We start from the raw sequence: 22,765 nt of genomic DNA, 5'->3' as shown, positions 1-22,765 counted from the left end.
ACTGTAACCGCCCAGCGGTAGGTGGAAGCGGTAGGGTGAGGCTGACATCACCACGGCGGGGCGTTCGCGCCTGCGCCAGTGCCGGCCAAACGCGTCGGCCCAGGAAGAAGAGACCATGACCCCCACCTCCGCGGACTCCGCGGCGTCCTCTACCGCAGCAGCATCCTCCAGTACCTCGGCGCGCAGCGCCGCCCCGCCCGGCGACCGCCCGGTGGGAGCCCTGCAGTGGCAGGCCCCCACGCTCATCCGCATCGATGAGCACACCACCATCCCCTCCATGCTTGAGGACCGCGTGCGGCGCTCGGCCGACCGCCCGCTGATCGCGCGCAAGCAGGAGATCGGTGAGGCCTGGCACACGGTGACCGCCCAGGCGTTCTACGACGAGGTCCAGCGCGTCGCAGCCGGGCTCATCGGTATGGGGCTTGAGGCCGGTGCGCGGGTGGCGATTATGTCGCGCACCCGCTACGAGTGGACGCTGCTGGACTTCGCCTGCTGGACCGCCGGGCTCGTGCCCGTTCCCATCTATGAGACCAGCTCGGCCGAGCAGATCGCCTATGTGCTCAGCGATACGGAGGCGCGCCTGGTGGTCGCCGAGTCCATCACCACGGCGGAACTGGTGCGCGCAGCCGCAGCCGCGTTGGAGCGCCCGCCGGAATATGGCGCGCTTACGGTTCTGTCGCTTGACACCGGTGCGCTGCACACCATCACCGAGGCCGGCAGCGGCGTGCCCCGCGAGCAGGTGGCCGCACGTACGGCCGCCCTGACTACCTCGTCCACCGCCACGATCGTGTACACCTCCGGCACCACCGGCTCGCCCAAGGGCACGGTACTATCGCACGGCAATTTCACTGACCTGTGCTCCAACGCGCACCTGTGGATGCCGGAGATCGGCATGGGGCGCGATTCAAGGCTGCTGCTGTTCCTGCCGCTGGCGCACGTGTTCGCCCGCTTCCTGGAGGTATTCCAGATCTCCGGGGAGGGCGTCATGGGGCACGTGCCCGATACGAAGAACCTGCTGTCGGACCTGGCCTCCTTCCGCCCCTCCTACCTGCTGGTGGTCCCCCGGGTACTGGAGAAGATCTACAACTCGGCGGACGCCCGGGCCGGCAACGGCGCCGCCAGACGAGTCTTCCGCTGGGCGGCGAAGGTCGCCGTCGACTACTCCCGGGCGCTGGACACTCCGGCCGGGCCGTCCCGCGCCCTGCGTGCCCAGCGTGCCGCCGCGGACCGGCTCGTGTACCAGCGCATCCGCACACTGGTGGGAGACAACGCCGACTGGATCATCTCCGGGGGCGCCCCACTGTCGCCGCGCCTGGCGCACTTCTACCGGGGCCTGGGCATACCGGTGCTCGAGGGCTACGGGCTTACCGAGACCGTCGGCCCGATAGCGGTGAACACGCCGCGGTTGTCGAAGATCGGCACCGTCGGCCCGCCGCTGCCGCCGATGGCGGTGCGTATCTCCGCGGACGGCGAGATCCTGCTTAAAGGACCTTCGGTCTTCCAAGGCTATCACCACAACCCGGAGGCGACTGCGGCGGCCTTCACGGACGACGGCTGGTTCCGTACCGGCGACCTGGGCGCACTGGACCGCGACGGCTACGTGACTATCACCGGACGCGCCAAGGACGTGATTGTCACCGCCGGCGGCAAGAACGTCTCCCCGGCGCCGCTGGAGGACTCCCTGCGGGGGCATCCGCTGATCAGCCAGGTGGTGGTGGTCGGTGAGCAGCGCCCCTTCGTCTCGGCCCTGATCACGCTGGACACCGAGATGCTGCCGACCTGGCTGCGCAGCCACGGCCTGGAGCCCATACCGGTCTCAGCGGCGTCCTCCCACCCGCAGGTACTGGCCTCCCTGAACCGGGCCGTGCAACGCGCCAACGCCCATGTCTCCCGGGCCGAGTCGATCCGCGAGATCCGCGTGTTGACGGCCGACTTCACGGAGGCCAACGGACTGCTGACGCCCTCCCTGAAGGTGCGTCGCAGCGCGGCGCTGAAGCGCTTCGCCGCTGAGATCGACGCCATCTACGGCGGGTCGGCCGGGGTCGGCTCCTAGACGCCGCACAGTCGGACACCTCTCCCGCAGCTTCACTACCGCCCTCCGCTTTGAGGAAATCTCCAAGCCGCCCCGCCGGATTTCCTCACTCAGATCCGCGCACAACCGGCGCCCTTACTGAAAGAATGGCTCAGTGCCTCCACACTCCTCCGACCCCATGTCCACCGGCGTCGCCTCGCAAGCCGGCAGCCCCAGCGTTGTAGACGGCGCAGCCGTAAGCCCCCTAGTGCAGGAGCCGGAGCCGAGCTGGACGGTGCCGTGGCTGTTGGCCGACCGCATCGCCCGCACCGCGGATGCCACGCTCATCGAGCGCAAGACGCAGCTGGGCAACTCCTGGGTGAAGGTCACGGCGCGAGCGTTCGGGGAGGACGTGGCGCGGGTGGCCTCCGGGCTGATCGGGATGGGGCTTCAAGCCGGGGAGTCAGTGGCCATCATGGCTCACACCTCCTATGAGTGGACGCTGCTGGACATGGCGATCGCCCGTGCGGGCCTGGTGTCTGTGCCGATCTATGAGACGGACTCCGCCGAGCAGGTGGAGTGGATCCTCGCCGACGCCGACGTCCGGCTGGTGGTGACCGAGAGCGCCGTGCTGGCCGAGCTGGTGCGGGGGGCCGCCGCCCGCTGCGCAGCAGCGTCCCACACACCGGCCGTGAAGGTACTGTCTCTGGACCACGACGCCATCGCCACTATTAGTGAGGCCGGCCGGGGCGTGAGCCGGGATGAGCTCGAGGCGCGCTCCGCGGCGCTGACCAGCGCGGACGTGTACTCGATTATCTACACCTCCGGCACCACCGGACGCCCCAAGGGCGTGGAGATCACCCACCGCCAGGCCGCCGGCCTGGGGTGGAACGGGGTGCGCTGGATCCCGGAGCTGCTCAACTCCCCGGACACGCGCCTTCTGCTCTTCCTGCCGTTGGCACACGCCTACGCGCGCTTCCTGCAGCTCCTGGCGATCGCCGGCCAGGGTGTCTTGGGCCATACCCCCAACGTCAAGACCCTGCTGCCCGATCTGAAGGGCTTCGCCCCCTCCTACGTGCTGGCGGTGCCGCGCGTAATGGAGAAGATCTACAACGCCGCCGACGCCAAGGCCGGCTCAGGCGCCAAGCTGCGGACCTTCCGCTGGGCGGCGAAGGTGGCCATTGCCTACTCCCGCGCCCTGGACACCCCAGAAGGCCCGTCTCGGCAGCTGCGGGCCGCCCATGCAGTGGCCGACCGACTCGTCTACCGCTCCATCCGCTCCCTGCTGGGCCCCAACGCCCGCTACGCCATCTCCGGCGGCGGGCCACTGGGTGAGCGGCTGGGCCACTTCTACCGAGGTATCGGCCTGGTCATCCTGGAGGGGTACGGCCTGACCGAGACGATCGGCCCCACCGCAGTCAACCTAGACATCCACAATAAGATCGGAACCGTTGGCCCGCCCGTATGCGGCAACCGGGTGCGCGTCGGGCAGGACGGTGAGCTCGAGGTCACCGGCCTGGGCGTCTTCTCCCGCTACCACAACAACCCCGAGGCGACCGCCGAGGCCTTCACCCCAGACGGCTGGTTCCGTACCGGGGACATCGGTTCGGTGGACGATGACGGCTGGGTGCGAATCACCGGCCGCAAGAAGGAGCTGATTGTCACCGCGGGCGGCAAGAACGTCGCGCCAAGCATCCTGGAGGACCGGCTGCGCGGGCACCCGCTGGTCAGCCAGGTGCTGGTGATCGGCGACGGCGAGCCCTTCATCTCCGCCCTGGTCACCCTGGACAAGGAGATGCTGCCCCAGTGGCTGGCCAACCACAATCTTCCGGAGATGGACGTCATGGAGGCCGCCTCCCACCCGCAGGTGCTGGCCGCCCTGGACCGGGCGGTGGCGCGCACCAACCGGGCAGTGTCCCGGGCCGAGTCGATTCGCACCTACCGGGTGCTCACGTCTGACTTCACCGAGGCCAACGGGCTGCTGACCCCCTCGCTGAAGGTCAAGCGCTCCCTGGTGATGGAGACCTATGCGGACACCATCGCCGAGATCTACTCCACCACTAAGAAGGGGCCACAGGAGTGAATCAGGAAAACGCACCCGTCCGCGCAGGCGGCTCAGCACAAGCCACCCGGCAAGCAGGCACGGCTGCTGCCGCCTCCCTGCAGGAGCAGTCGACTGCGCTGCTGGTGCCGCTGCACGCCGCGATGACGGCGCCGTGGGCGCTGGCCGAGCGGGTGCGCACCAATCCCGGCGGTGCACTGATCGCCCGCAAGTCCTCCGTGGGCGGGCGCTGGCGCGACATGTCCGCACAGGCCTTCCGCGAGCAGGTGCGCGAGGTCGCTGCCGGGCTCGTCGCCCTTGGGCTGCAGCCTGGCGACGCGTTGGGGATCATGGCGCACACCTGTTACGAGTGGACGCTGCTGGACTTCGCCGCCTGGGAGGCCGGGCTCGTCGTCGTCCCCATCTATGAGACCTCCTCGGCGGAACAGGCCCGCTGGATCCTGACCGACGCCGCCGTGCGACTGGTGGTCGTGGAGGACCAGCCCATGGAGACGATGCTCAAGGCCCTGGCCGACCAAGATCCTGCGCTGGCCGACCTGCGGGTACTGAGCCTGGCCGGGGAGGCCATCACCGAGCTCATCACCGCCGGCAAGGACGTGCGCGCGGCCGAGCTAGACGCCCGCGCCGCCGCTCTGACCAGCACCGACCTGGCCACGATCGTGTACACCTCGGGCACCACCGGCCGCCCCAAGGGCGCCGAACTCACCCACGGCAACCTGGTCCACCTGTGCGTCAACGCCTGCGCCCGCGTACCGGAGGTGCTGGAGGCGCCCGAGACGCGTACGCTGCTTTTCCTTCCCCTGGCGCACGTGCTGGGCCGATTCGTGGAAATGGCGATCGTATGCTCCTCCGCCGGTGTGCTGGGCCACGCGCCTAACGTGAAGAACCTAGTCACCGACCTGGCCTCCTTCCGGCCGACCTTCGTGCCGGCCGTACCGCGCGTATTCGAGAAGATCTACAACGCGGCCGACGCCCGCGCCACCGGCGCCAAGCAGAAGGTGTTCCGGCTCGCCGCCAAGACCGCCATCGCCTACTCGCGCGCCTTGGACACCCCGGCCGGTCCGAGCCGCGGCCTGCGCGTCCAGCGTGCCGCCTTCGACCGGCTGGTGTTCTCCACCCTGCGCAGCCTGCTCGGCGGACGCGTCACGCACGTGATCTCCGGCGGCGGCCCCCTGGGTGAGCGGCTGGGGCACTTCTACCGCGGCGCCGGGGTGACGGTGCTGGAGGGGTACGGGCTCACGGAGACCTCCGCCCCCTGCACGGTGAACCTGCCGGCCGCCACCCGCATCGGCTCGGTCGGCCTGCCCCTGCCGGGCACCGCCGTCCGCCTGGACGAAGACGGCGAGGTGCTGCTCAGCGGCATCGGTGTCTTCCGCGGTTACCACAACAATCCCGAGGCCACGGCTGAGGCCTTCGTGACGCTGCCCGACGCCGCGTCCGAGCAGAGCGCGGGCACGGACCCGGCGCCTGCGACGGCAGCGGGTGGGAGCGGCACGCGGTGGCTGCGCAGCGGTGACATCGGCACCCTGGACGCCGACGGCTTCCTGCACATCACCGGCCGCAAGAAGGAGCTGATTGTCACCGCCGGCGGCAAGAACGTGGCGCCCGCGGTACTGGAGGACCGGCTGCGCGGGCACCCGCTGGTCAGCCAGGTGCTGGTGGTCGGGGAGAACCGGCCCTGCATCGGCGCCCTGGTGACGCTGGACGCGGAGATGCTGCCCCTGTGGCTCTCAAGTCACGGCCTGCCGGACATGGACCCGATCGACGCCGCCCAGGACCCGCGCGTGCGTGCAGCCCTGGAGCGGGCGGTGGCCCGCGCCAACGAGGCGGTATCCCGGGCGGAGTCCATCCGCACCTTCACGGTGCTGCCGGGCGATTTCACCGTGGCCAACGGGCTGCTCACCCCGTCACTGAAGGTGCGGCGAGATGAGGCCACCAAGCGCTTCGCCAAGGAGATCGACGAGCTCTACACCCGCGTGTAATGCCGCCGCCTAGACTGTCCTACCGGCTCTACGCGGACCGTTCCGCCGCGGCATCCCACCACCAAACGAACGCCACAATCCACGACTCTCTCGGCAAGTGTGTGGATGAGGCCGAGCCACTTTCGCAGGCGCCTGAGATGAGTCTCGTCGAGGGCTTGACGTATGCTGCGCCTCACGCTAATTTCGTGATCGGCAAGCAAGAAGACAAGCATGTTGCTTGTAAGCCTGAAGCAGTCACCTGATACGCGGAGTCCTGATGTCCCCGTCCGTCAAGTCCCGATCCAACCTACGACGCATCATCACCTCTGTTTCGCCTGTCAGCATGTTTGCAGGCATCCCTACAACAGCTTGGGCGGCCACCAAGGCCGTGAGTGGAGTGACCTACAACTGGAACGTCACGAGCAGAGCGAGAGGTGGATACGTACATCGAATTCCATCCTCGGCCTCCAATGACAGTACCGCAGCGAACTCAGGAACAGCACGGTTGACGTCGGACGCTTCCGGAAAATCATGCGGCGCAACCTATGGCTACATTTTTCGTCGAACAGTGAAGAACAGCCCTGACCCCGCCCTGTTCACACTGAACAGAAGCCGCTACTGCGACGGGATCACAAGCAACAGCGTAAAGATCGGTAAGGGGATGAGGTACCACTTCGACGTTTCCGTCCTCCAGATCCCACCCACTCCAACCACGATCAGGCTGGCTTGGAAGAGAACGGGACGGTAACTCACTTGAGCATCGAAGGTCTATCTGTCGAACTATGCTATGCGCGGCGCGGCAACTTCATCCTTGATGTCTCCGATCTGGAATTGCCACAAGGCGTAACCGTACTGGCAGGACCAAACGGAGCAGGAAAGACGACGCTGCTGTCTGTACTGGCTGGAAGAGTCAGATTCGCTCGGCTGCATGCAACATTAGCAGCCGAACCGCTTGAGCCCTCCGCTGTAGGACTCATGCCGCAGTCGCCTCAGCTTCCTCTCGACCTGCGTGCTCGCGAGGTTCTTGAGCATATCGCTTGGCTTACTGGCGGCTCCCACACGCAGGCCCGGGGCCGCGCAACCAATCTGCTGGAGGAGATCGGGTTGAGCCAGGACGCCGACAAACCGGTGTCCAAGCTTTCCGGCGGCATGCACCGTCGTCTTGCATTCGCCGCCAGTAACGTCACACCTGCGGCGCTGCTGCTCTTAGACGAGCCGACCAACGATCTCGATCCTCTTCAGCGTCGCGAGATACTCAGTCTAATTACCAAGGCGTCACGATCACGTTGTGTAATCGTTTCCACCCACGCGCTGCACGATGTACTGCCGGTCGCTCAGCACGTCGTCGTCCTCGACGGCGGCCGGGTGGTGCACGCAGGCCCAGTAGATGACTTCCTCGTGCGCTTCGCACCCGACACCCGCGACGGAGACGAGGCATACCTGGCCTGCCTGGACCGAGCCCAGGCGGCAGCATGAGACGTATACCGTGGCTGTCAGCCGCCATCCTGTTGCTGGCGACCGCTATCAGTCTCCATACCGATCTCGACGGCTGGGCGGGCGACTGGAATGAGACGGGCTGGGATCTTGGAGCAAGTGGTATGACCGCCGCCACTCTCGCGGGCTTGCCACTGGCCCTGTATACAAGGCGCAATATTGAGCCGCTACGGTCCCTGGAACTTCGCTGCGGCGGTTGGCGTACGGCATGCTTCCTGGTGCGCCGTTGCTTGGCTCCAAGCGCGCTAACATGGCTACTCGTAGTCGCCACGGCTTATGCGATAACGCTAGCACTCAATCCGACGCCAACCAGGGCCTCGATCTGGCCCGCCGTCGCGGCCACCGCCGCCGTCCTGGCAATCTTGGCAATCAGTGTTGCACTGGGCCTGTTCCTACATCCGGCCTTCTCACTCCCGCTTATCATCCTGATCACGTACCTTGTCCCCGCAACGCTCGACTGGGCCGACATGGACGGCACCGCGCCCGGTTTCACTCCCTCGGGGGCCACGCACCTATCTCTGCCGCTGATAGTGGTCTCAACACACTTCGTGTTTCAGACGCTGTTTCTCACGGCTGTCGGAGTGAGCGCTATACTTTTGAGTGAAAAGCAACTGCGGCGCAAGCGCCTGCGGGCACCCGCAGTTGTTGCTGTGCTGCTGGTTGGAGTTAGCGGAACACTCGTCGTATCGGCTCCGCCAGCCACGTTGGCTCCGACCGCTGCAGGAGAACCGCTCACGAACCGGTACGTGTGCTCCGAGACCGACAACATCCGGGTATGTCTCCTGCCGGACCACGAACGTTTGCTGCCCGAGACCGTGGAGACGGCTGAACAAGTCGCGCAGTTCCTTCCCCCGGGGAGCCGACCCGAGAGTTACATCGAAGACACCATTGACTATCCCGAGATCGATGACTCAGCGGCTTACCTAGAGGTTGGCGCCGTTGGCATAGATCCAACAGAGGCCGTGGTTACAGCCACCGCCGACTGGAATAGGTGCCTCGATGAAGAGAATCCTTTCAATCACATGTACTGGCTTTACTACAAGCTCGGGATGTGGCCCCTGGATAATCTTGTCGAAATGGACGGCATGGAGTTCATGAGTAACGCCTCCGACAACGCCCAGATCGCGTGGTGGAATGAGGGCTTGGGGTCAACGTGCTGAGGCTTCCGTCAGTAGTGCGCATTGAACTTATTGCGCATCGCTCCCGTATGCATGCCGCCGCTCTGCTGCTCGTAGTTGTGGCCTGCTCCGCGGTCGCCTCAGTCAGTGTTCCCACCTTCCAATCGGATCAGGAGATACTTGCCGGACAGCATGTCGCCTACGGTTACTTCTATCTGCCGGTGATTGCCGCTCCGGTGATTGCCAGCTGGCTGCACGATCCCTTCGCTCGCCTTATCCCCTACGATCGTCCTCGCCAACGCCTAGTCACGATCGCCTGGCTACTTGGACAGGCCGGGCTGCTCACGGCAGTCAGCGGGTGCGTTGGCGGCGCCGCCGACGGTTGGGATGTGGCGCGGATATGCATCGAGAACGCTCTGTGGATCACTACGCTTATTGCATTGCTGCTGCCTTATGCGGGCTTCGAATGGACTACCATCGCCGTCGTAATATACGGGACTATGGGGCTATTTCTCGCTGGCAACCCGTTGCTGCTCATCAATCGAGTCTCCAGCACCGGGGATCTGTTCGCCGCCTGTGCCCTATTCACCGGGCTCATCTGGCTTCGGTGCACCCGAACCCTGCGCTGAGCCTGTCCAAGCGCCGGAACTAGAGTCGTATATTGGCGGGAGGAGAGGTTTACATCGATCGCAACTTTGATGGATGCCACAGGTGGCTTCAGTCATCCTCCGACAGCTCTTCCCGGATGGCCTCGTGGTGGCGGATCACTTCGGCGACGATAAAGGCGAAGAACTTCTCAGCGAACACCGGGTCCAGGCCGGCCTCCTCGGCCAGGGCCCGCAGCCGGACCACCTGCTGCTCCTCGCGGGCCGGGTCCGACGGCGGCAGGCTCAGGTCCGCCTTGAGCCGACCAACCTGCCGGGTACACCGGAAGCGCTCCGCCAGCAGGTGGATGAGGGCGGCGTCGAGATTGTCGATCGTCGCGCGGTAAGCGGCCAGCTGTGGCGGCACCGCGGCAGCGCTCGACGCCGACCCCGGCTCTACTGGCACCCCTGCGTCGGCGCCTGCCGGGCGGGCCTGAGAGTCCGCCGACTGGTTGCTCATGCGGTGCGCGTCCTGCCCTTGGCGGTGGCCGACAGGGTGCCGCTGCCGCGCTCGTAACGCGGGGATCCCGTGCCGCGCACGGCATCTGCATCCACTACCACACGCCCCACCTCCGGCAGGGAGGGAACCTCGAACATCGCCTGTCCGAGCACCTCCTCCACGATGCTGGTCAACCCGCGCGCACCGGTCTTGCGCTCCAGGGCCAGGGAGGCAATCGCCTGAATGGCCTCCTTCGTGAGCTCCAGCTCCACGCCGTCGAGGCTGAACAGGTACTTGTACTGGGAGACCAGGGCATTCTTGGGCTCGGTCATCACCCGCACCAGCTCCGGCACGCCCAGGTCGTGGACGGTGGCGATCACCGGAAGCCGACCGATGAACTCCGGGATCAGCCCGAACTTGTGAAGGTCCTCCGGACGCACTGGGGTGGCGAACACGTCCTCCCCCTGATCCTTGGCGAGGGTGGCGCCGAAGCCGACGATCTGCGCGCCGGCCTCGCGGCGGCGGCGCTGGCGGACGATCTCCTCGATGCCGGAGAAGGCGCCGGCGGCGATGAACAGGATATTCGTGGTGTCGATCTCCAGGAACTCCTGGTGGGGGTGCTTGCGGCCGCCCCCCGGTGGAACCGAGGCGGTGGTGCCCTCGATGATCTTCAGCAGGGCCTGCTGCACGCCCTCCCCGGAGACGTCACGGGTGATGGAGGGGTTCTCGGCCTTGCGGCCGATCTTGTCGATCTCGTCGATGTAGATGATGCCCTTCTCGGCGCGCTTGACGTCCCCGTCCGCCGCCTGGATGAGCTTGAGCAGGATGTTCTCCACATCCTCACCCACGTATCCGGCCTCGGTCAGGGCGGTGGCGTCAACGATCGCGAAGGGCACGTCCAGCAGCCGGGCGAGGGTACGGGCCAGGTGGGTCTTGCCGGTGCCGGTTGGTCCCAGCAGCAGGATGTTGGACTTGCCCAGCTCCAGCCCATCGCCCTCGGCCACGGCGCGCTCGCGCATCTGCACGCGCTTGTAGTGGTTGTACACGGCCACGCTCATGGCGCGCTTGGCTTCCTCCTGGCCGATGACGTACTGGTTGAGGAAGTCGAAGATCTCCTGCGGCTTGGGCAGTTCAAGCGGGACGCCCGAGCCCGAGGCGCCGAGCTCCTCATCAATGATCTCGTTGCACAGCTCGATGCACTCGTCACAGATGTAGACACCGGGTCCGGCGATGAGCTTCTTGACCTGCTTCTGGCTCTTGCCGCAGAAGGAGCACTTGAGAAGGTCGACGCTCTCAGCGCTGCGTGCCACCTGGATTCCCTCCCGTTTTCGGGTGCGCCCGCCAGCTGCGGGCACCGTCCCAGCCTACGGGGCGCGGGCCGCCGCGGCTATAGTCATTGCAACGGTGTGTCCGTATAAATCTTCCTAGATAATCCTGTTGGTAGGCAACACACGGCAAGAGGCACCCTCCGCGGGCCCCTCGGCCGACACGGACCCACGCGGCCTCAGGCGAGAGCGATCCGGCCTACCAGCTCCACCGTGCCGGTCAGCAACAGCGCGTCCCGTGCCGCCGTCTCCCCTGCCAGCGGGGCCTGGCCCACGTGCACACCGACCTGCCCAAGGGGCAGGCGCAGCAGGTAATCGGTTGGTGCGTCGGCTCCGATCCACTCATGCAGGGCGACCGCGACCGCGCAGCACGCCTCGGCACTCGGGACCGCCCCGCCCGTTCCGTCCGCCAGCCCGCGCACGCGCGCCAAGCCCACCCGGTCCCCGGTATCCGGATCCACGCGCTCGCCCAGCGGCACCACCAGCTCCAGGCTCGCCGCCGCCTCCGGCGCGGGCGTGTACTCGGCCGCACCCGCACCGGGCGGCGCGACCGCGTCGAGCTCGCTGTCCTCTGCCAGCGCGACCACGAGGTGCCGCCCGGCCAGGTCCAGGCTGAGGGCCGCCCGGTCGCCCTCAAGCCCGGGGATACGTACCGCCGTGTCCCACCCCTCCGCGGAGGCGCCGGCGGCGGGCGCGGCCACCTCCGCCAGGCTTGCGGGCCCAGCGTCCACGGCCCACATCTCGGCCAGGCGGGTGACGGTGCGGGCCCCGCCCCGAGTGCCGACCGTGAGCGCGGAGCCATCCGCCAGCGGCACGATCCCCTCGGCGTCCAGGACGGCGGCCAGCAGCCGACAGGCGTCGCCGTAGGCGGCTGCCGCCCCCCGCACCGGGTCGCCGTCGCAGCGGTAGTAGTCCAGGAACCACTCGGCCTCGGGGACAACATCCCGGAAGGCCGCGGTACCGGGCAGGGATGCGGTACGCACCACCCGCACCAGGCCGTCCGCCCCCAGGCCGGTGTGCCGGTTGCACACTGCGGCCACATCGGCTGCAGTGAGGGGCACCTCCCGCTCGGGGTCCACGAGCAGGAGGAGGTCTACGCCGGCTGTATGGCCCTTGATCAGCGTGCGGCCGGCCAGGCCGGGGGCAATGGTCATGGGGACACCCTATTGCCTGTATCGCCTATCCGCGGCTGCCACCCTCCGGCCTGCCCCGGCGGTCCGCCGCCTGCACCAGCTGCAGCGCCTGGGCCAGTACGCGCTCGCGCTCCCCCGGCGCCCACGTGCCGTCGGCGGCGACGACGTCGAGCCACTGTACGCGCGGATCACGGCGGAACCACTTGAGCTGACGCGAGGCGAGCTTACGAGTGGCGGCAGCAGTGTCGGCCACAGCCTGGGACACCGGCATGGCGCCATCCAGGACGGCGATGGCCTGGGCATAGCCGATGGCGCGCCGGGCCGTCGGCCCCTCGCGCAAGCCGCGCCCAAGCAGCACCTCGGTCTCCTCCAGCAGCCCGGAGGCGAACATCGCCTCTGCCCGCGCATTGATGCGGGCATCCAGGACCTCCCGGTCCCAGCGCAGTGCCAGGTGGACGGTGGGCACCAGGTCCGCGTAGCGGGGCAGGGTCGCGGTAAACGGCCTACCAGTCAGCTGCACTACCTCCAGGGCGCGCACGATACGGCGCGTGTTGCACGGGTCGATACGCTCAGCGGCAGCCGGGTCCACACCGTGCAACTCGCGCCACAGCGCGGACGTCCCCTCCTGGCGCGCGCGCTCCTCCAACGCGGCCCGCAGGCCCGGGTTCGTGCCCGGGAAGTCGAGGGCGTCGGTTACCGCACGCACGTACAGGCCCGATCCGCCCACGATGACCGGGCGGTTGCCGCGCGCCACCGTGGCCCGTAAGTCGGCGCGGGCGTGAGCCTGGTATGCGGCCACGCTCGCCTCCTGGTGCACATCCAGCACGTCGAGCTGATGATGTGGGTAGCCGCGGCGCTCACCCGGCCCCAGCTTCGCCGTGCCAATATCCATGCCCCGGTAGAGCTGAAAGGCGTCGGCGTTGAGCATCTCGACACCGCCCCCGAGGGCATCGGCCAGATCGAGGGCCAGGGCGGACTTGCCCGATGCGGTGGGACCCACCACGGCCACCCGCACCGGCACATGGTTCCCCTCCGGCGCCACCGCGGCGGCACCGACCGCGTCCGCTCGCGCCGGTGCCGCCGGGGCCGCGTAGACGGGCTCAGGCCTGGTACTCATAGGTCCGGCAGCAGCGGTCGGACCTGGCTGAGGGCCTGGGTGCAGGCGGATAGGGCGGTATCCAGGTGGAGGCGCAGCTGGGCGTCGGTGACCCCGCGCCCCATGCCCACCAGGTAGGTGGCGCGTACCAGGGGGCCTATGGGGGTGTCCACCAGGGCCACGGTCGGGAAGTACTTGTCGCGGTTCCAGTCGTTGACGGAGGCCGCCAGTTCGTCGCGCTCCCCCTCGGCGGCAGGCTTCTCCCAGTCGCCGGAGACCAGTAGCCAATCGGGGTGCCCCTCTGGGATCTCGATGACGAAGGGGAAGCCGTCCCACGTGCCCAGGAGGCAGACATGGTCCTCCTCGCGGTGCCGGCGTACCCCGTACCCCATGGGGCCCGTCAGGGCGGCCTCGATTCGCTCCAGCGTCAGGGGCGCCGTCAGCTCACCACCGGCACGGGTAGGACCCGTCGCTCCCCCGGTCCCCTGCAGGACCGAGTCCGGGGCGGCCGGACGTTCGGGGTAGTCGATTTCAAGGTCTGACAGTTCCACCGGCTGCGGCCGCCGCAACCGCCTCTCGGCTCCATGCGCGCTCCCCCGCCCCGCTGAAGGGGCGTCCTGGGAGGCCTGGGCGTGCTGGTCCCAGGAGCCGGCGAACAGCCGGGCGATGAAATCCGCCCACCGCCTGCGCGGGCGGCGGCTCATGGCTCCAGCCTTCCGCGGATCGGATCGGGGAAGGTATCCTCCGCCTCCCGCATCAGTGCGACTATCAGGCGGCAGCCGGTGAAGACGAATTCGTCCAGCTGCGCGTCGGTCATGCCCGCGCTGAGCGGGTAGGTGACCTCCCCGTGCAGGCGCACCACTCCGCCGTCGGCGACGGTCAGGTAGGCCTTCGGGCCGATGCGAGTGGTGTTCCAGTCCTCTACCAGGCTGCGCAGCGCTGCCAAGTGCTCGGTATCGGCGATGCGGTGCCAGACGCCGCGCAGCTGCAGGGCGCGATCGCCCTGGAAGATGGCGTGGACAGTCACGTAGCGCCAGGGAATACCTACGTCACCCTCATCATCGAGGAAGAAGCGCAGGCCCAGGCGCCGCGCGCAGTCCATGACCCGATCCACGTCAACGGGCGCCGGGGTGGCGGGTGCGTCGGCGGCGTGTGCGGATCCGAACTGCGGCATGACTCCAGCCTAGCCGGGGACTCAAGTCTTTCCCATGCGGCTTCGCGGACGGCTGCGCCGCCCACCGGGAGCGGCCCGACGAGGTACGAGGGCCACAGATGGTAAGCCGTGCCCCAACCTCTCCCGCAGCCCCGCGTTTCGTTCTCAGTGGGCCTCGGCCGCCTGGGCGGCGATGGCGTCGACGGCGTCGTTGAAGGCGGCCGAGGTCTTGGAGGCCCCGGCCAGGGCAGTCACATGCGCGTCCTCGATGCTGCGTCCGACTACGGCGTCCTCAATCTCCTCCACGAATCCGGCGATGTAGTTCTTGGAGGTGGTGGTCGGGGCGTGACCGGTGACGGACACATCGGTGATATAGCCGCCCTCCAGTTCGAGGGTGACGTCGATCGAGTCCTCCTCCACGACGCCTTCGACGACCCCATAAGACTCTTTGGCGGTGTACTTGCCGTCGGCGTACGGGCCGCCGGTGGGAGTGGCGGAGGGGGTAGGGGCGTCACCCGCGGAAGGCGTGGTGAAGGCCGTCGGGTTCTGGGTCTGGGCGCGACCGGCGTACTCGTCCTGGGCGGGGGTCGCCTCCCCGCCGCCGCATCCGGCCAGGCCGGCCGTTGCCAGCACCGCGCCTACCGCGGCCAGAGCGCGGCGGGCGGGGACTGCGGGCGCCGTCGGGCCCGGGAGCTGCGGGGGACGGTTCATGCCTGCACCTCCTGGCCGAAGTCGAGCATGTCGCGCTCCCGGCGGCCGACGCCGGCAGTATTGGTCTTCTCCCCCACCAGCCGGCCGTGGTTGAGCAGGATCTGCCGCTGTCCGCAGGAGGCCACGTGGGCGTCGTGAGTGACCACGATCAGGGTAGTACCGGCCTTGTGCAGGCGGGCGAAGATGTCCAGGACCAGTTGCTCGTTGGCCTCGTCGAGGTTTCCGGTGGGCTCGTCGGCGAGCACGAGTTGGGGGTGATTGATCAGCGCCCGGGCGATGCACACGCGCTGCTGCTCGCCGCCGGAGAGCTGGGAGGGCAGGTGGTGGGCGCGGTCGGCGAGCCCCACATTGTCCAGGGCTGCCAGGGCCTCCTCCTGATCGGTCATGGAGTGGTAGTACTGGGCAACCATGACGTTCTCGATGGCGGTCAGGTGTGGGATGAGGTGGAACTGCTGGAAGACCAGGCCGATGACGTGCTTGCGGATGTCGGTCAGCTGGGCGGCGTTGAGCCGGCCGAGCTCACGCCCGTCCAGCAGCACGGAGCCGCGGGTGGGCGTGTCCATGCAGCCGATAATGTTCATCAGCGTGGTCTTGCCGGATCCGGAGGAGCCGACCACGGACAGCCACTGCCCGCGCGGCACCTGCAGGCTGAGGTCATCGACGGCGTGCAGGTCGCCGTAGATCTTGGACACGTGCCGCAGTTCAAGCAGCATGTCAGCGGCCCCCGCGTCCGTCTGCGAGTCCCGCGTGCCGGGTTGCGGCTCGGCGAGCGTGTCGGTCATGTCATTCCTCTCTGAGGACGAGCGCGGGGTCGATGCGCGAGGCGCGGCGCACCGGTGAGTATGCGGCGACGACGGCCACCAGCGTAGTCAGCGCGAGGGAGGCGGCCGCCAGCCAACAGTTGAAGCCGATGGGGCGGTCGAATACACCCAGGCCGACGGCGAGGGCCAGGCCGTAACCGATGGCGGTACCGACCACGCCGCCGACCAGGCCCAGCAGGGCGGCCTCGGCGAAGAACTCGGCCGCGATCAATCCCTCGGAGGCGCCCAGCGCCTTGCGCAGGCCGATCTCGTTGCGACGCTCGGCGACGACGACGGTCATGGTGGTGGATACGCCCACGAGTGTCAGGCCTAGCACCACGACGGCCACCACCCAGAACAGGGTGTTGAGCATGGTGATGATGCGGGTGTCGCCGCTGGAGATCTTGGAGACGGGTTGGGCGGCGACGCGGCCGGCCGCGTCAGAGTCGGCGACGGCGCCCGCGACGTCCTCCACGCTGACCGTGGAGGTGTCCACCGAGAACTCCACCACGTCGTAGCCAGCGTCGGCGGTGGCGGTAAGGGCCTCCAGCGCGGCGGTGGGAACGTAGACGATGTCGTCCTCCTCCCCACCGGTGTCCACGATGCCGGACACCCGCCACTGGGCCTTACCCGCTGCGGCCTCGTCCGACTTCGCCGGATCGCCGGTGGCTGAGCCGGCAGCCGAGTCTGTTGCTGGGGCGGTGGCCGAATCGGTGGCGGCGGGCTCGCCCACGGAGGCGAGGTTGTCGCTGGAGAGGTATTCGGCGGTGACGCTGGAGCCGAGGCTCAGCCCAGCGGCATCGGCCACATTCGTGCCGACCAGCACCTGCCCCTCGCCCGGCCAATCGCCGTCGATCTCCCAGTGCCCGTTCAGGGCGCGCACCGCATCGACGTCGATGCCCGCCACCAGGTAGGGGGACCGGTTGATGCGGATGGTCTCGTAGCGGTAGGCGGCGGTGGCCAACTGTTCGGCGCTGATGTCGGTGGCGGCGGCGACGGCGACGTCGACCAGATCCAGGTCGGCGTCGGTGATGCGCGCCGGCTGCGCCCCGCCGACTCCCGCCGTCCCAGCAGCCGCGTCCGTAGTGGTACCGGCGGTGGCTGAGTTCGAATCGGTGTCGATGGGAGTGACGATCAGGTTGGCGCCGAACTGGCGCATCTCCGCACTCATTTGGGCGGGGACCGCCAGGCAGATGGCCGCGAGGCAGAACAGGGTGGCCGCCCCGACTGCGGAGGAGCCGATAGCCGCGAGGGCGCGGGAGCGGCGCCGGAACATGGCGCCGATGAGCATGGTGGCGAACATGCGCCGGTTGGTCATAGGAGGGCTGGTCGCAGAGCGCTTGTTCGCAGAGCGTTCGGTCATGGTGCTCCTCACCGCCTGTGCAGGGCGGTCGCGGGCTGGATCCTCAGAATGGTGCGTAGCGAGGAGGCGGTGGCCACCAGCAGCACCAGTGCCACCAGCACCACCACCAGCACGTACACCATGGGCCGCATGGTGATGGAGGAGCCGAATACCACCTGCCCGATCAGCTGAGCGATGCCGGAGCCGACCAGCGCCCCCACCGCCGTGCCGATCGCGCCGATGACGGCGGTCTCGGCCAGGATCAGCCGGTTGATGGAGGCGGAGGAGGCACCCACCGCCTTGAGCAGGGCGAACTCGCTGGTGCGCTCCACCAGGGAGGCGGTGGTCAGGGAAGCGACGGCCAGCACCGCAGCGACCAGGCTGAGTGCGGTCATCAGGATCATCAGCGCCTGGGTCTTCTCCAGCACCTTGCCCTCCACCGCGGCGACCTGCCGCACCTGCTTGGCGACGGCGCCGGGAATGACCTCCTCGATCTGGTAGGAGATGGAGGAGGCGTAGGCGGTGCAGTACCAGGTCTCCCACTCGGCGGCGGACAGCACGTTGGGGCTGCGGGCCGCCTTGCGCGACAGGTCGTTCTCCGGAGTCGTCAGGGCCTTGACCTCTACCTCGTCCACCTGGCCGGCATGCCCCGTCAGGTCCTGGATGATCGCCAGTGGGGCGTAGAGGGACTCATCGTCTTCGTCGCCGGAGGTGTACACGCCGGTTACGGTCAGGGAACGGTCCCCGGCGGCGGTGGACAGGGTTACGGTGTCACCTGCTCCCAAGCCCAGGCGATGGGCCAGGGAGGAGCCGACCACGGCTTCGTCGGCGTCGTCAGCGGGCCAGCTGCCCTCCAGCGTCCACCAAGAGCGCAGGGTGGTCACGCCGGCGACAGTCGTCTGGCCCGTGGACAGGCTGAGCTCCTTGTCGAACCACGTGCCGGTGACGGCCAGGTCCGTGGCCTGCCCGGAGGCCGAGGCCGCATCCACGTGGCCGGTGAGCTCGGCGGTGAAGTCGACGATGTTGTACGCCCAGAAGATCGTCTTGATATTCGCGACCTCCTCCTCGGCGATGAATGCCGTGGACTCGGTGTCCGCGGTGGTCTCGTACAGGCTGGAGACGACGGCGTCGGCCTTGGGCTGGACGACGATGTTGGAGCCGTAGGCGGTCAGCTCCGCGTTCAGCTTGTCGCCGACGTCGAGCACGACGCCGAGCATGGCAACCGAGATGGAGGCGCACAGGGCCACGGTCAGGCCGATCAGGGAGCGGCGCCAGAGTTGACGGGTGAAGGAGCGGTGCAGCAGGCGTGAGAAGAACACGTCAGGCGAACACCTCCGCGCTGTCCTCCAGGGCACTCAGGGGCACGCTGACGGTGCCGTCGGCAACCGCGAAGTCGATGGGGATGGGGTTGCAGCCGCCCTTGAAGCCGATGGTGGCCGGGTTGATGGCCACATCGCAGCGCTTGCAGATGATCTTGCCAGCGCCCTCGTAGTAGCCGGCCGGACCGCAGGACTCGCAGGCATCCAGGCCCACCCCGTAGGCGCCGCCGTTCTTCAGGATCATGATGAAGCGGACCTCGGTGCCGTCGGAGGTCGCGTAGGCGAAGCGGTGCAGGTGCCCGTCTCCCAGGACGGCGGCGGAGACCACCGCCGCGTCGGCGGTGACCTCGTAGGGCTCCGGATCGGACAGGGTGGGGACCTCGTTGACCTTGGCGACGGCGACGGTGCGAGTGGCCACCAGCGCCGCAAAGCCGATGCCGGAGGCGAGTACCCAGCGGCGCGAGCGGCGCCGCTCGGCGCGCAGGGCACGGGTGCGCGCCGGGTTGGCCTGGACCGGGGTGCGCCCGACAGCCCGGGCCAACGCGAAGCCCATGGGAACCAGCCAGACGGCCGCCGCGGTCAGCAGGACGACGCCGCCGGCATTGTTGGTAGCCCACGACATGACGCGGAAAGCGTCTCCGCCGAGCCGGATCCGGTGGGTGGACTGCAGCACCCGCGCCAGCTGGAAGACATGAACGGTGCCGAATGCAAGCACGAACACCAGCAGGGTGATCCGCGTGGGCCGCACCGGGGCCCGGCGGGCGGCGCGATAGTAGACGAAGGCGAACAGGGCCACCGCGATCCAGCCGCCGATGAAGCCGAGCGCACGCAGCAGCATCTGGGAGGACAGTACCTCCTCGCCCGGCTCGATGAAGGCCGCCAGCTGCAGCACTGCCTCAGGCACGGCGCGGAAGAAGGCCAGGGCGATCGCCAGGCAGCCGACGACTTGCGCGACTGTGCCCAGGCGCCCGTCCACGCCCCAGGTGGGCCGCCGTACCAGCAGGGCGAGCACCACGACCAGGACCGCATCGACTGCCACGCAGGCGATGAGCGTGGGAATGTTGACGGTGGTGCGCCGGTCGATCACGGAGGTGGCCCGCAGGACGGCGAAGACGAGGGCTCCGGCGGTACCGGTCAGGGCGGAGGCGAGGCGCCAGCGGCTGGCGCGCGGCCACCCCTCCACGGCTGCGGGTGTCAGCACCACCGCCAGGGCGGCGTACAGCAGGAAGGGCAGAGTGGCCCCGCCAACAACGGAAACAAAGCGCTCCAACACTCCGCAGGTGCTCCTCTCGGTATCGATTGCCTATGTCTGTTCACCCGTGCCTGCGGGCCGCGCGACGGCGGCGCCGTCACCGTGATCTCACCACTCCATGGGGGTGTAGTCCCAGTCCCAGGTGAGCTCGATCGGCTCGGTCCAGAAGCGGCCCTTGACGCCCGTGTCGGGGTCGGTGTGCAGCACCCAGCCGTTCTCCTCCGGGCTGTGGATGGTGATGGTGACGGTGTACTGGCCGGCGTCCGGCAGGGCGATGTTGCCGCCGTAGTGGGGGCCGTCGGAGGCGTTCATCTGCATGAAGGTGCCCTCCACGGCCTCGCCCGAGCCGTCGGCGGGGGCGATGGAGTAGTCAACGGTCAGGCCGGGCACGAAGTCTCCGGCGCCGTAGCCGAGGGTGTTGTCGGCCAGGGCGGTGACGTCGGCCTCCAGGTGCAGGTCCGCCTGCGAGGCAGGCAGTCCGGCGGCACCGGCGGGCTCCATATCGACCGGCTGGAAGTAGACGAGGTTGACGTTGATCTGGCCCTCTGCCTCCTGGTCCTTCTGGGACTCGTTGACGTCGAACTCCTCGAATCCGGCCTCGTTGTCGGAGGCGTCGCCGGCGTCCGCGGCAGCCTCGGTGGCCGTATCCGCGGAGGTGCCCGAGTCGTTGGATGAGCAGGCGGCCAGTCCGAGGCTCCCGGCCAGGACGATTGCGCCCGCGGCGCTGATGAGCTTGAGGGATCGCATGATGTGTTTCCTTCGTTGGTTGTTGGTGCTGGTTGTTGGTTCTGGTTGTTTGTGCTGGCTGTTTCTGCAGTGCCCAGGACTACTCGGCCGCTGCAGCGGCGTCTTCGTCTGCAGCGGCCTGGGCTGCGTCAGCCCTGCGGTGGCGGAGCACGGACACGGCGGAGAGGAGGACGACGACTGCGGCCATGAATGCCTGGAACAGGAGGGTCTCCCGGTAGGGGTACAGGCCCAGGTAGTCCTGCGTGGGCCACCCCTCGACGTAGGTCGCCGGGATGATGTCGCCCTCAATCAGGGCGTGGGCGCCGCCGCCGGCGAAGATCACGACGAGGACGGCCATGAGGAAACTCGTGATGGCGAAGAAGGGCCGTAGCGGAATCCTCACACTGGTGAAGCGGATGAGCAGGAAGACGACCACGAGCACCACCGCCCCGGCGGCGAAGCCCTGCCAGATGCTGGCCGAGCCGGAGGGGTCCATGGCGAACAGGGCCTCGTAGAACATGACGGTTTCGGCACCCTCACGGAAGACCGCCAGGAATGACAGGGAGGCCAGCGCCCAGAAGCCGCCGTCGGAGATGGAGGCCTCCGCCTTGTCCTTGATGTAGCGGTTCCAGGAGGCAACCGAGGACTTCGACAGCATCCAGTTGGAGGTGAACAGCAGCATGGCCATGGCGACCAGCGCCACCACGCCCTCCAGGATCTCCTGGTGGGCGGAGGCGGAGTCGTACAGCCAGGCGAAAAGGAGCGCCACCAACCCGGAGCCGGCCAGCCCCAGTACCACGCCGGCGTAGATGTACTTGACTCGTTCCCGCATGCCCGCCTTGAGCAGGTAGGCGATAACCGCGGCGACCACCAGGATCGCCTCCAGGCCCTCGCGCAGCAGGATCACGAAGGCCTGCCCGAAGGAACCAGTGAGCAGGGCCCTGACCGGGCTGATACTCTCGGCCGCTCCGCCGTCGAGCGCCGCACCGTCTTCGGTCAGGTAGTTCTTGAGCGTCTCGGCCTCTGCGGTGATCTGCGTAATGTCGGCGCCGCCCACCATGGCCTTGCGGACGACCTTGAACTGGTTCTCCACCTCCGATACGCGGGCTCCGGAGATGGCGGACATGACGGTCTTCTCGAACCCGAGCTTCTCGTAGTAGCCGTAGTAGGCGTTGTTGACGTCTGCGGCGCCGCCCTCGCGATCCCCGGAGGCGGCCTTGTCCACACCGGAGTCGATGAGCTCGTTCATCTCGGCGGCCACGTCCGCCCAGGTGCGCTCACCGCGGCCCTCATTGACGCGGGTCTTGTTGGCCTGGAGCTCGGCCCGCTCGGTGGCGATGGCGGCAGCCTGGTCGGCGGCGTAGGTGCGCGGGTCGGGCAGGTCGGCCAGCTCGTCGAGCCGGCCGGCGCTCTCGGTCAGGGAGTCGGACAACCCGGTGACGCCGGAGTCGATGGCCTCGTCATTACCGGGGGCGTAGGCGGCCCGGCGCAGGTCGGTGAAGTCCTGCCGCTGCTCGGATGCGGTTTCCGCGCCGAGGTTGTCGGTGGTGACGACCTGCATGTTGGAGGCGACGTATCCGGAGTTGTAGGCGCGCTGGAAGGCGGCGGCGGCGCCGGAGGTGTCGCCTGCGGCGTAGGAGTCGGCGGCGGCGTCGAGCTGCGCGGAGATGGCGTCCGCCACGGCGGTCCAGGAGTCGTAGTCCGTGTCGGACTCGGCGGCACGGGCCGGGGACCACAATCCGCCCAGCACACCGGCAAGCAGCAATGCCACACCTAGCGCGATGACGGCGCGCGCCGGGCTGGAGACGCGGCGTTCCTGGGTAGGGGCACTGGGCATGTGGCCGGATTCCTTCGCGTGATGAGCGGGGTCAGGCGAGCCTCCCTATGCTTAGGCGAGGCTGGCCTGTATCCGAAAGAGTAAGCTCACATAATTGGATACGTCAAAGCCGAATCACTTGCCGGCTGACGCCGCGCCATGATCGGAGGCGACGCAAAACGCCAGGTCAGGGAGGTTTGATGCGCACACCGAGCACCCCGAGCGGGCTCGTCCAGGCCTGGCGCTTCGAGGCCACCGGCTGTCGCTGGAAGGTCCTTACACGCGATCGACTTCCCGACACGCGGCGCAAACGGATCACGGAGCGCATCAGTGCGTTCGAGGACGTCTGGTCCCGTTTCCGGC

General features: G+C 68.1%; 19 protein-coding genes. 6 read left to right on the top strand and 13 right to left on the bottom strand.

The window, feature by feature from the left end:
* Positions 1-115 precede the first annotated feature (115 nt).
* The 6 genes from GZ997_RS02290 to GZ997_RS02265 all read left to right on the top strand — a co-directional run bounded on the left by GZ997_RS02290 (position 116) and on the right by GZ997_RS02265 (position 9,275).
* Entirely contained in the window at positions 116-2,053 is a 1,938-nt protein-coding gene (locus GZ997_RS02290; protein WP_162678679.1) for an AMP-dependent synthetase/ligase, read from the top strand.
* 157 nt (positions 2,054-2,210) lie between these two features.
* On the top strand, positions 2,211-4,094 hold the full coding sequence (locus tag GZ997_RS02285) for a long-chain fatty acid--CoA ligase (RefSeq protein WP_162678701.1): 1,884 nt from the start codon (positions 2,211-2,213) through the stop codon (positions 4,092-4,094).
* Positions 4,095-4,171: 77 nt separating this feature from the next.
* Complete coding sequence (locus GZ997_RS02280; protein ID WP_238994192.1) at positions 4,172-6,055, top strand: AMP-dependent synthetase/ligase; 1,884 nt, start codon at positions 4,172-4,174, stop codon at positions 6,053-6,055.
* A gap of 732 nt (positions 6,056-6,787) precedes the next feature.
* Positions 6,788-7,510 carry an ABC transporter ATP-binding protein gene (locus tag GZ997_RS02275; protein ID WP_162678678.1) on the top strand — a complete coding sequence of 241 codons (723 nt, stop codon included), beginning with the start codon at positions 6,788-6,790 and terminating at the stop codon, positions 7,508-7,510.
* On the top strand, positions 7,507-8,688 hold the full coding sequence (locus GZ997_RS02270; RefSeq protein ID WP_162678677.1) for a hypothetical protein: 1,182 nt from the start codon (positions 7,507-7,509) through the stop codon (positions 8,686-8,688). Before GZ997_RS02275 ends, GZ997_RS02270 begins: the two co-directional genes overlap by 4 nt.
* Before the next feature lie 14 nt (positions 8,689-8,702).
* On the top strand, positions 8,703-9,275 hold the full coding sequence (locus GZ997_RS02265) for a hypothetical protein (protein ID WP_162678676.1): 573 nt from the start codon (positions 8,703-8,705) through the stop codon (positions 9,273-9,275).
* An 88-nt stretch (positions 9,276-9,363) separates the two neighbouring features.
* Here GZ997_RS02265 and GZ997_RS02260 read toward each other — a convergent pair whose 3' ends face one another.
* The 13 genes from GZ997_RS02260 to GZ997_RS02200 form a co-directional block, all read right to left on the bottom strand.
* A complete protein-coding gene (locus GZ997_RS02260; protein WP_161924451.1) occupies positions 9,364-9,750 on the bottom strand; it encodes a chorismate mutase in 387 nt (128 codons plus the stop codon).
* Entirely contained in the window at positions 9,747-11,039 is a 1,293-nt protein-coding gene (gene clpX / locus GZ997_RS02255; RefSeq protein WP_162678675.1) for an ATP-dependent Clp protease ATP-binding subunit ClpX, read from the bottom strand. Before clpX ends, GZ997_RS02260 begins: the two co-directional genes overlap by 4 nt.
* A 194-nt stretch (positions 11,040-11,233) precedes the next feature.
* Positions 11,234-12,208 carry a diaminopimelate epimerase gene (locus tag GZ997_RS02250; RefSeq protein ID WP_162678674.1) on the bottom strand — a complete coding sequence of 325 codons (975 nt, stop codon included), beginning with the start codon at positions 12,206-12,208 and terminating at the stop codon, positions 11,234-11,236.
* A 25-nt stretch (positions 12,209-12,233) separates the two neighbouring features.
* On the bottom strand, positions 12,234-13,304 hold the full coding sequence (miaA, locus tag GZ997_RS02245) for a tRNA (adenosine(37)-N6)-dimethylallyltransferase MiaA (RefSeq protein ID WP_162678673.1): 1,071 nt from the start codon (positions 13,302-13,304) through the stop codon (positions 12,234-12,236).
* The gene (locus GZ997_RS02240) at positions 13,301-13,987 is read right to left on the bottom strand and encodes a YbjN domain-containing protein (RefSeq protein ID WP_161924454.1); all 687 of its coding nucleotides are present in this window, start codon (positions 13,985-13,987) and stop codon (positions 13,301-13,303) included. Before GZ997_RS02240 ends, miaA begins: the two co-directional genes overlap by 4 nt.
* The gene (locus GZ997_RS02235) at positions 13,984-14,457 is read right to left on the bottom strand and encodes a YbjN domain-containing protein (RefSeq protein WP_161924455.1); all 474 of its coding nucleotides are present in this window, start codon (positions 14,455-14,457) and stop codon (positions 13,984-13,986) included. Before GZ997_RS02235 ends, GZ997_RS02240 begins: the two co-directional genes overlap by 4 nt.
* Positions 14,458-14,601: 144 nt before the next feature.
* Positions 14,602-15,147 carry an FMN-binding protein gene (locus tag GZ997_RS02230; protein ID WP_162678672.1) on the bottom strand — a complete coding sequence of 182 codons (546 nt, stop codon included), beginning with the start codon at positions 15,145-15,147 and terminating at the stop codon, positions 14,602-14,604.
* Complete coding sequence (locus GZ997_RS02225) at positions 15,144-15,860, bottom strand: ABC transporter ATP-binding protein (protein WP_162678699.1); 717 nt, start codon at positions 15,858-15,860, stop codon at positions 15,144-15,146. Before GZ997_RS02225 ends, GZ997_RS02230 begins: the two co-directional genes overlap by 4 nt.
* A 70-nt stretch (positions 15,861-15,930) precedes the next feature.
* The gene (locus GZ997_RS02220) at positions 15,931-17,310 is read right to left on the bottom strand and encodes an FtsX-like permease family protein (protein ID WP_203233911.1); all 1,380 of its coding nucleotides are present in this window, start codon (positions 17,308-17,310) and stop codon (positions 15,931-15,933) included.
* 8 nt (positions 17,311-17,318) lie between these two features.
* Positions 17,319-18,608, bottom strand: a complete 1,290-nt coding sequence (locus GZ997_RS02215; RefSeq protein ID WP_162678671.1) for an ABC transporter permease — start codon at positions 18,606-18,608, stop codon at positions 17,319-17,321.
* Position 18,609: 1 nt separating this feature from the next.
* Positions 18,610-19,881 carry a DUF2318 domain-containing protein gene (locus GZ997_RS02210; protein ID WP_162678670.1) on the bottom strand — a complete coding sequence of 424 codons (1,272 nt, stop codon included), beginning with the start codon at positions 19,879-19,881 and terminating at the stop codon, positions 18,610-18,612.
* 87 nt (positions 19,882-19,968) lie between these two features.
* Positions 19,969-20,610, bottom strand: coding sequence for an iron transporter (locus tag GZ997_RS02205; RefSeq protein ID WP_272927779.1), 642 nt, complete (start codon positions 20,608-20,610; stop codon positions 19,969-19,971).
* A gap of 76 nt (positions 20,611-20,686) precedes the next feature.
* The gene (locus GZ997_RS02200) at positions 20,687-22,423 is read right to left on the bottom strand and encodes an FTR1 family protein (RefSeq protein ID WP_162678669.1); all 1,737 of its coding nucleotides are present in this window, start codon (positions 22,421-22,423) and stop codon (positions 20,687-20,689) included.
* Between the last annotated feature and the right edge of the window lie 342 nt (positions 22,424-22,765).

The organism is Actinomyces sp. 565 (assembly GCF_010365615.1).
Classification (GTDB): domain Bacteria; phylum Actinomycetota; class Actinomycetes; order Actinomycetales; family Actinomycetaceae; genus Actinomyces.
Note: the sequence above shows the minus strand (reverse complement) of the source record. Positions and strands in the feature narration are given on the sequence as shown.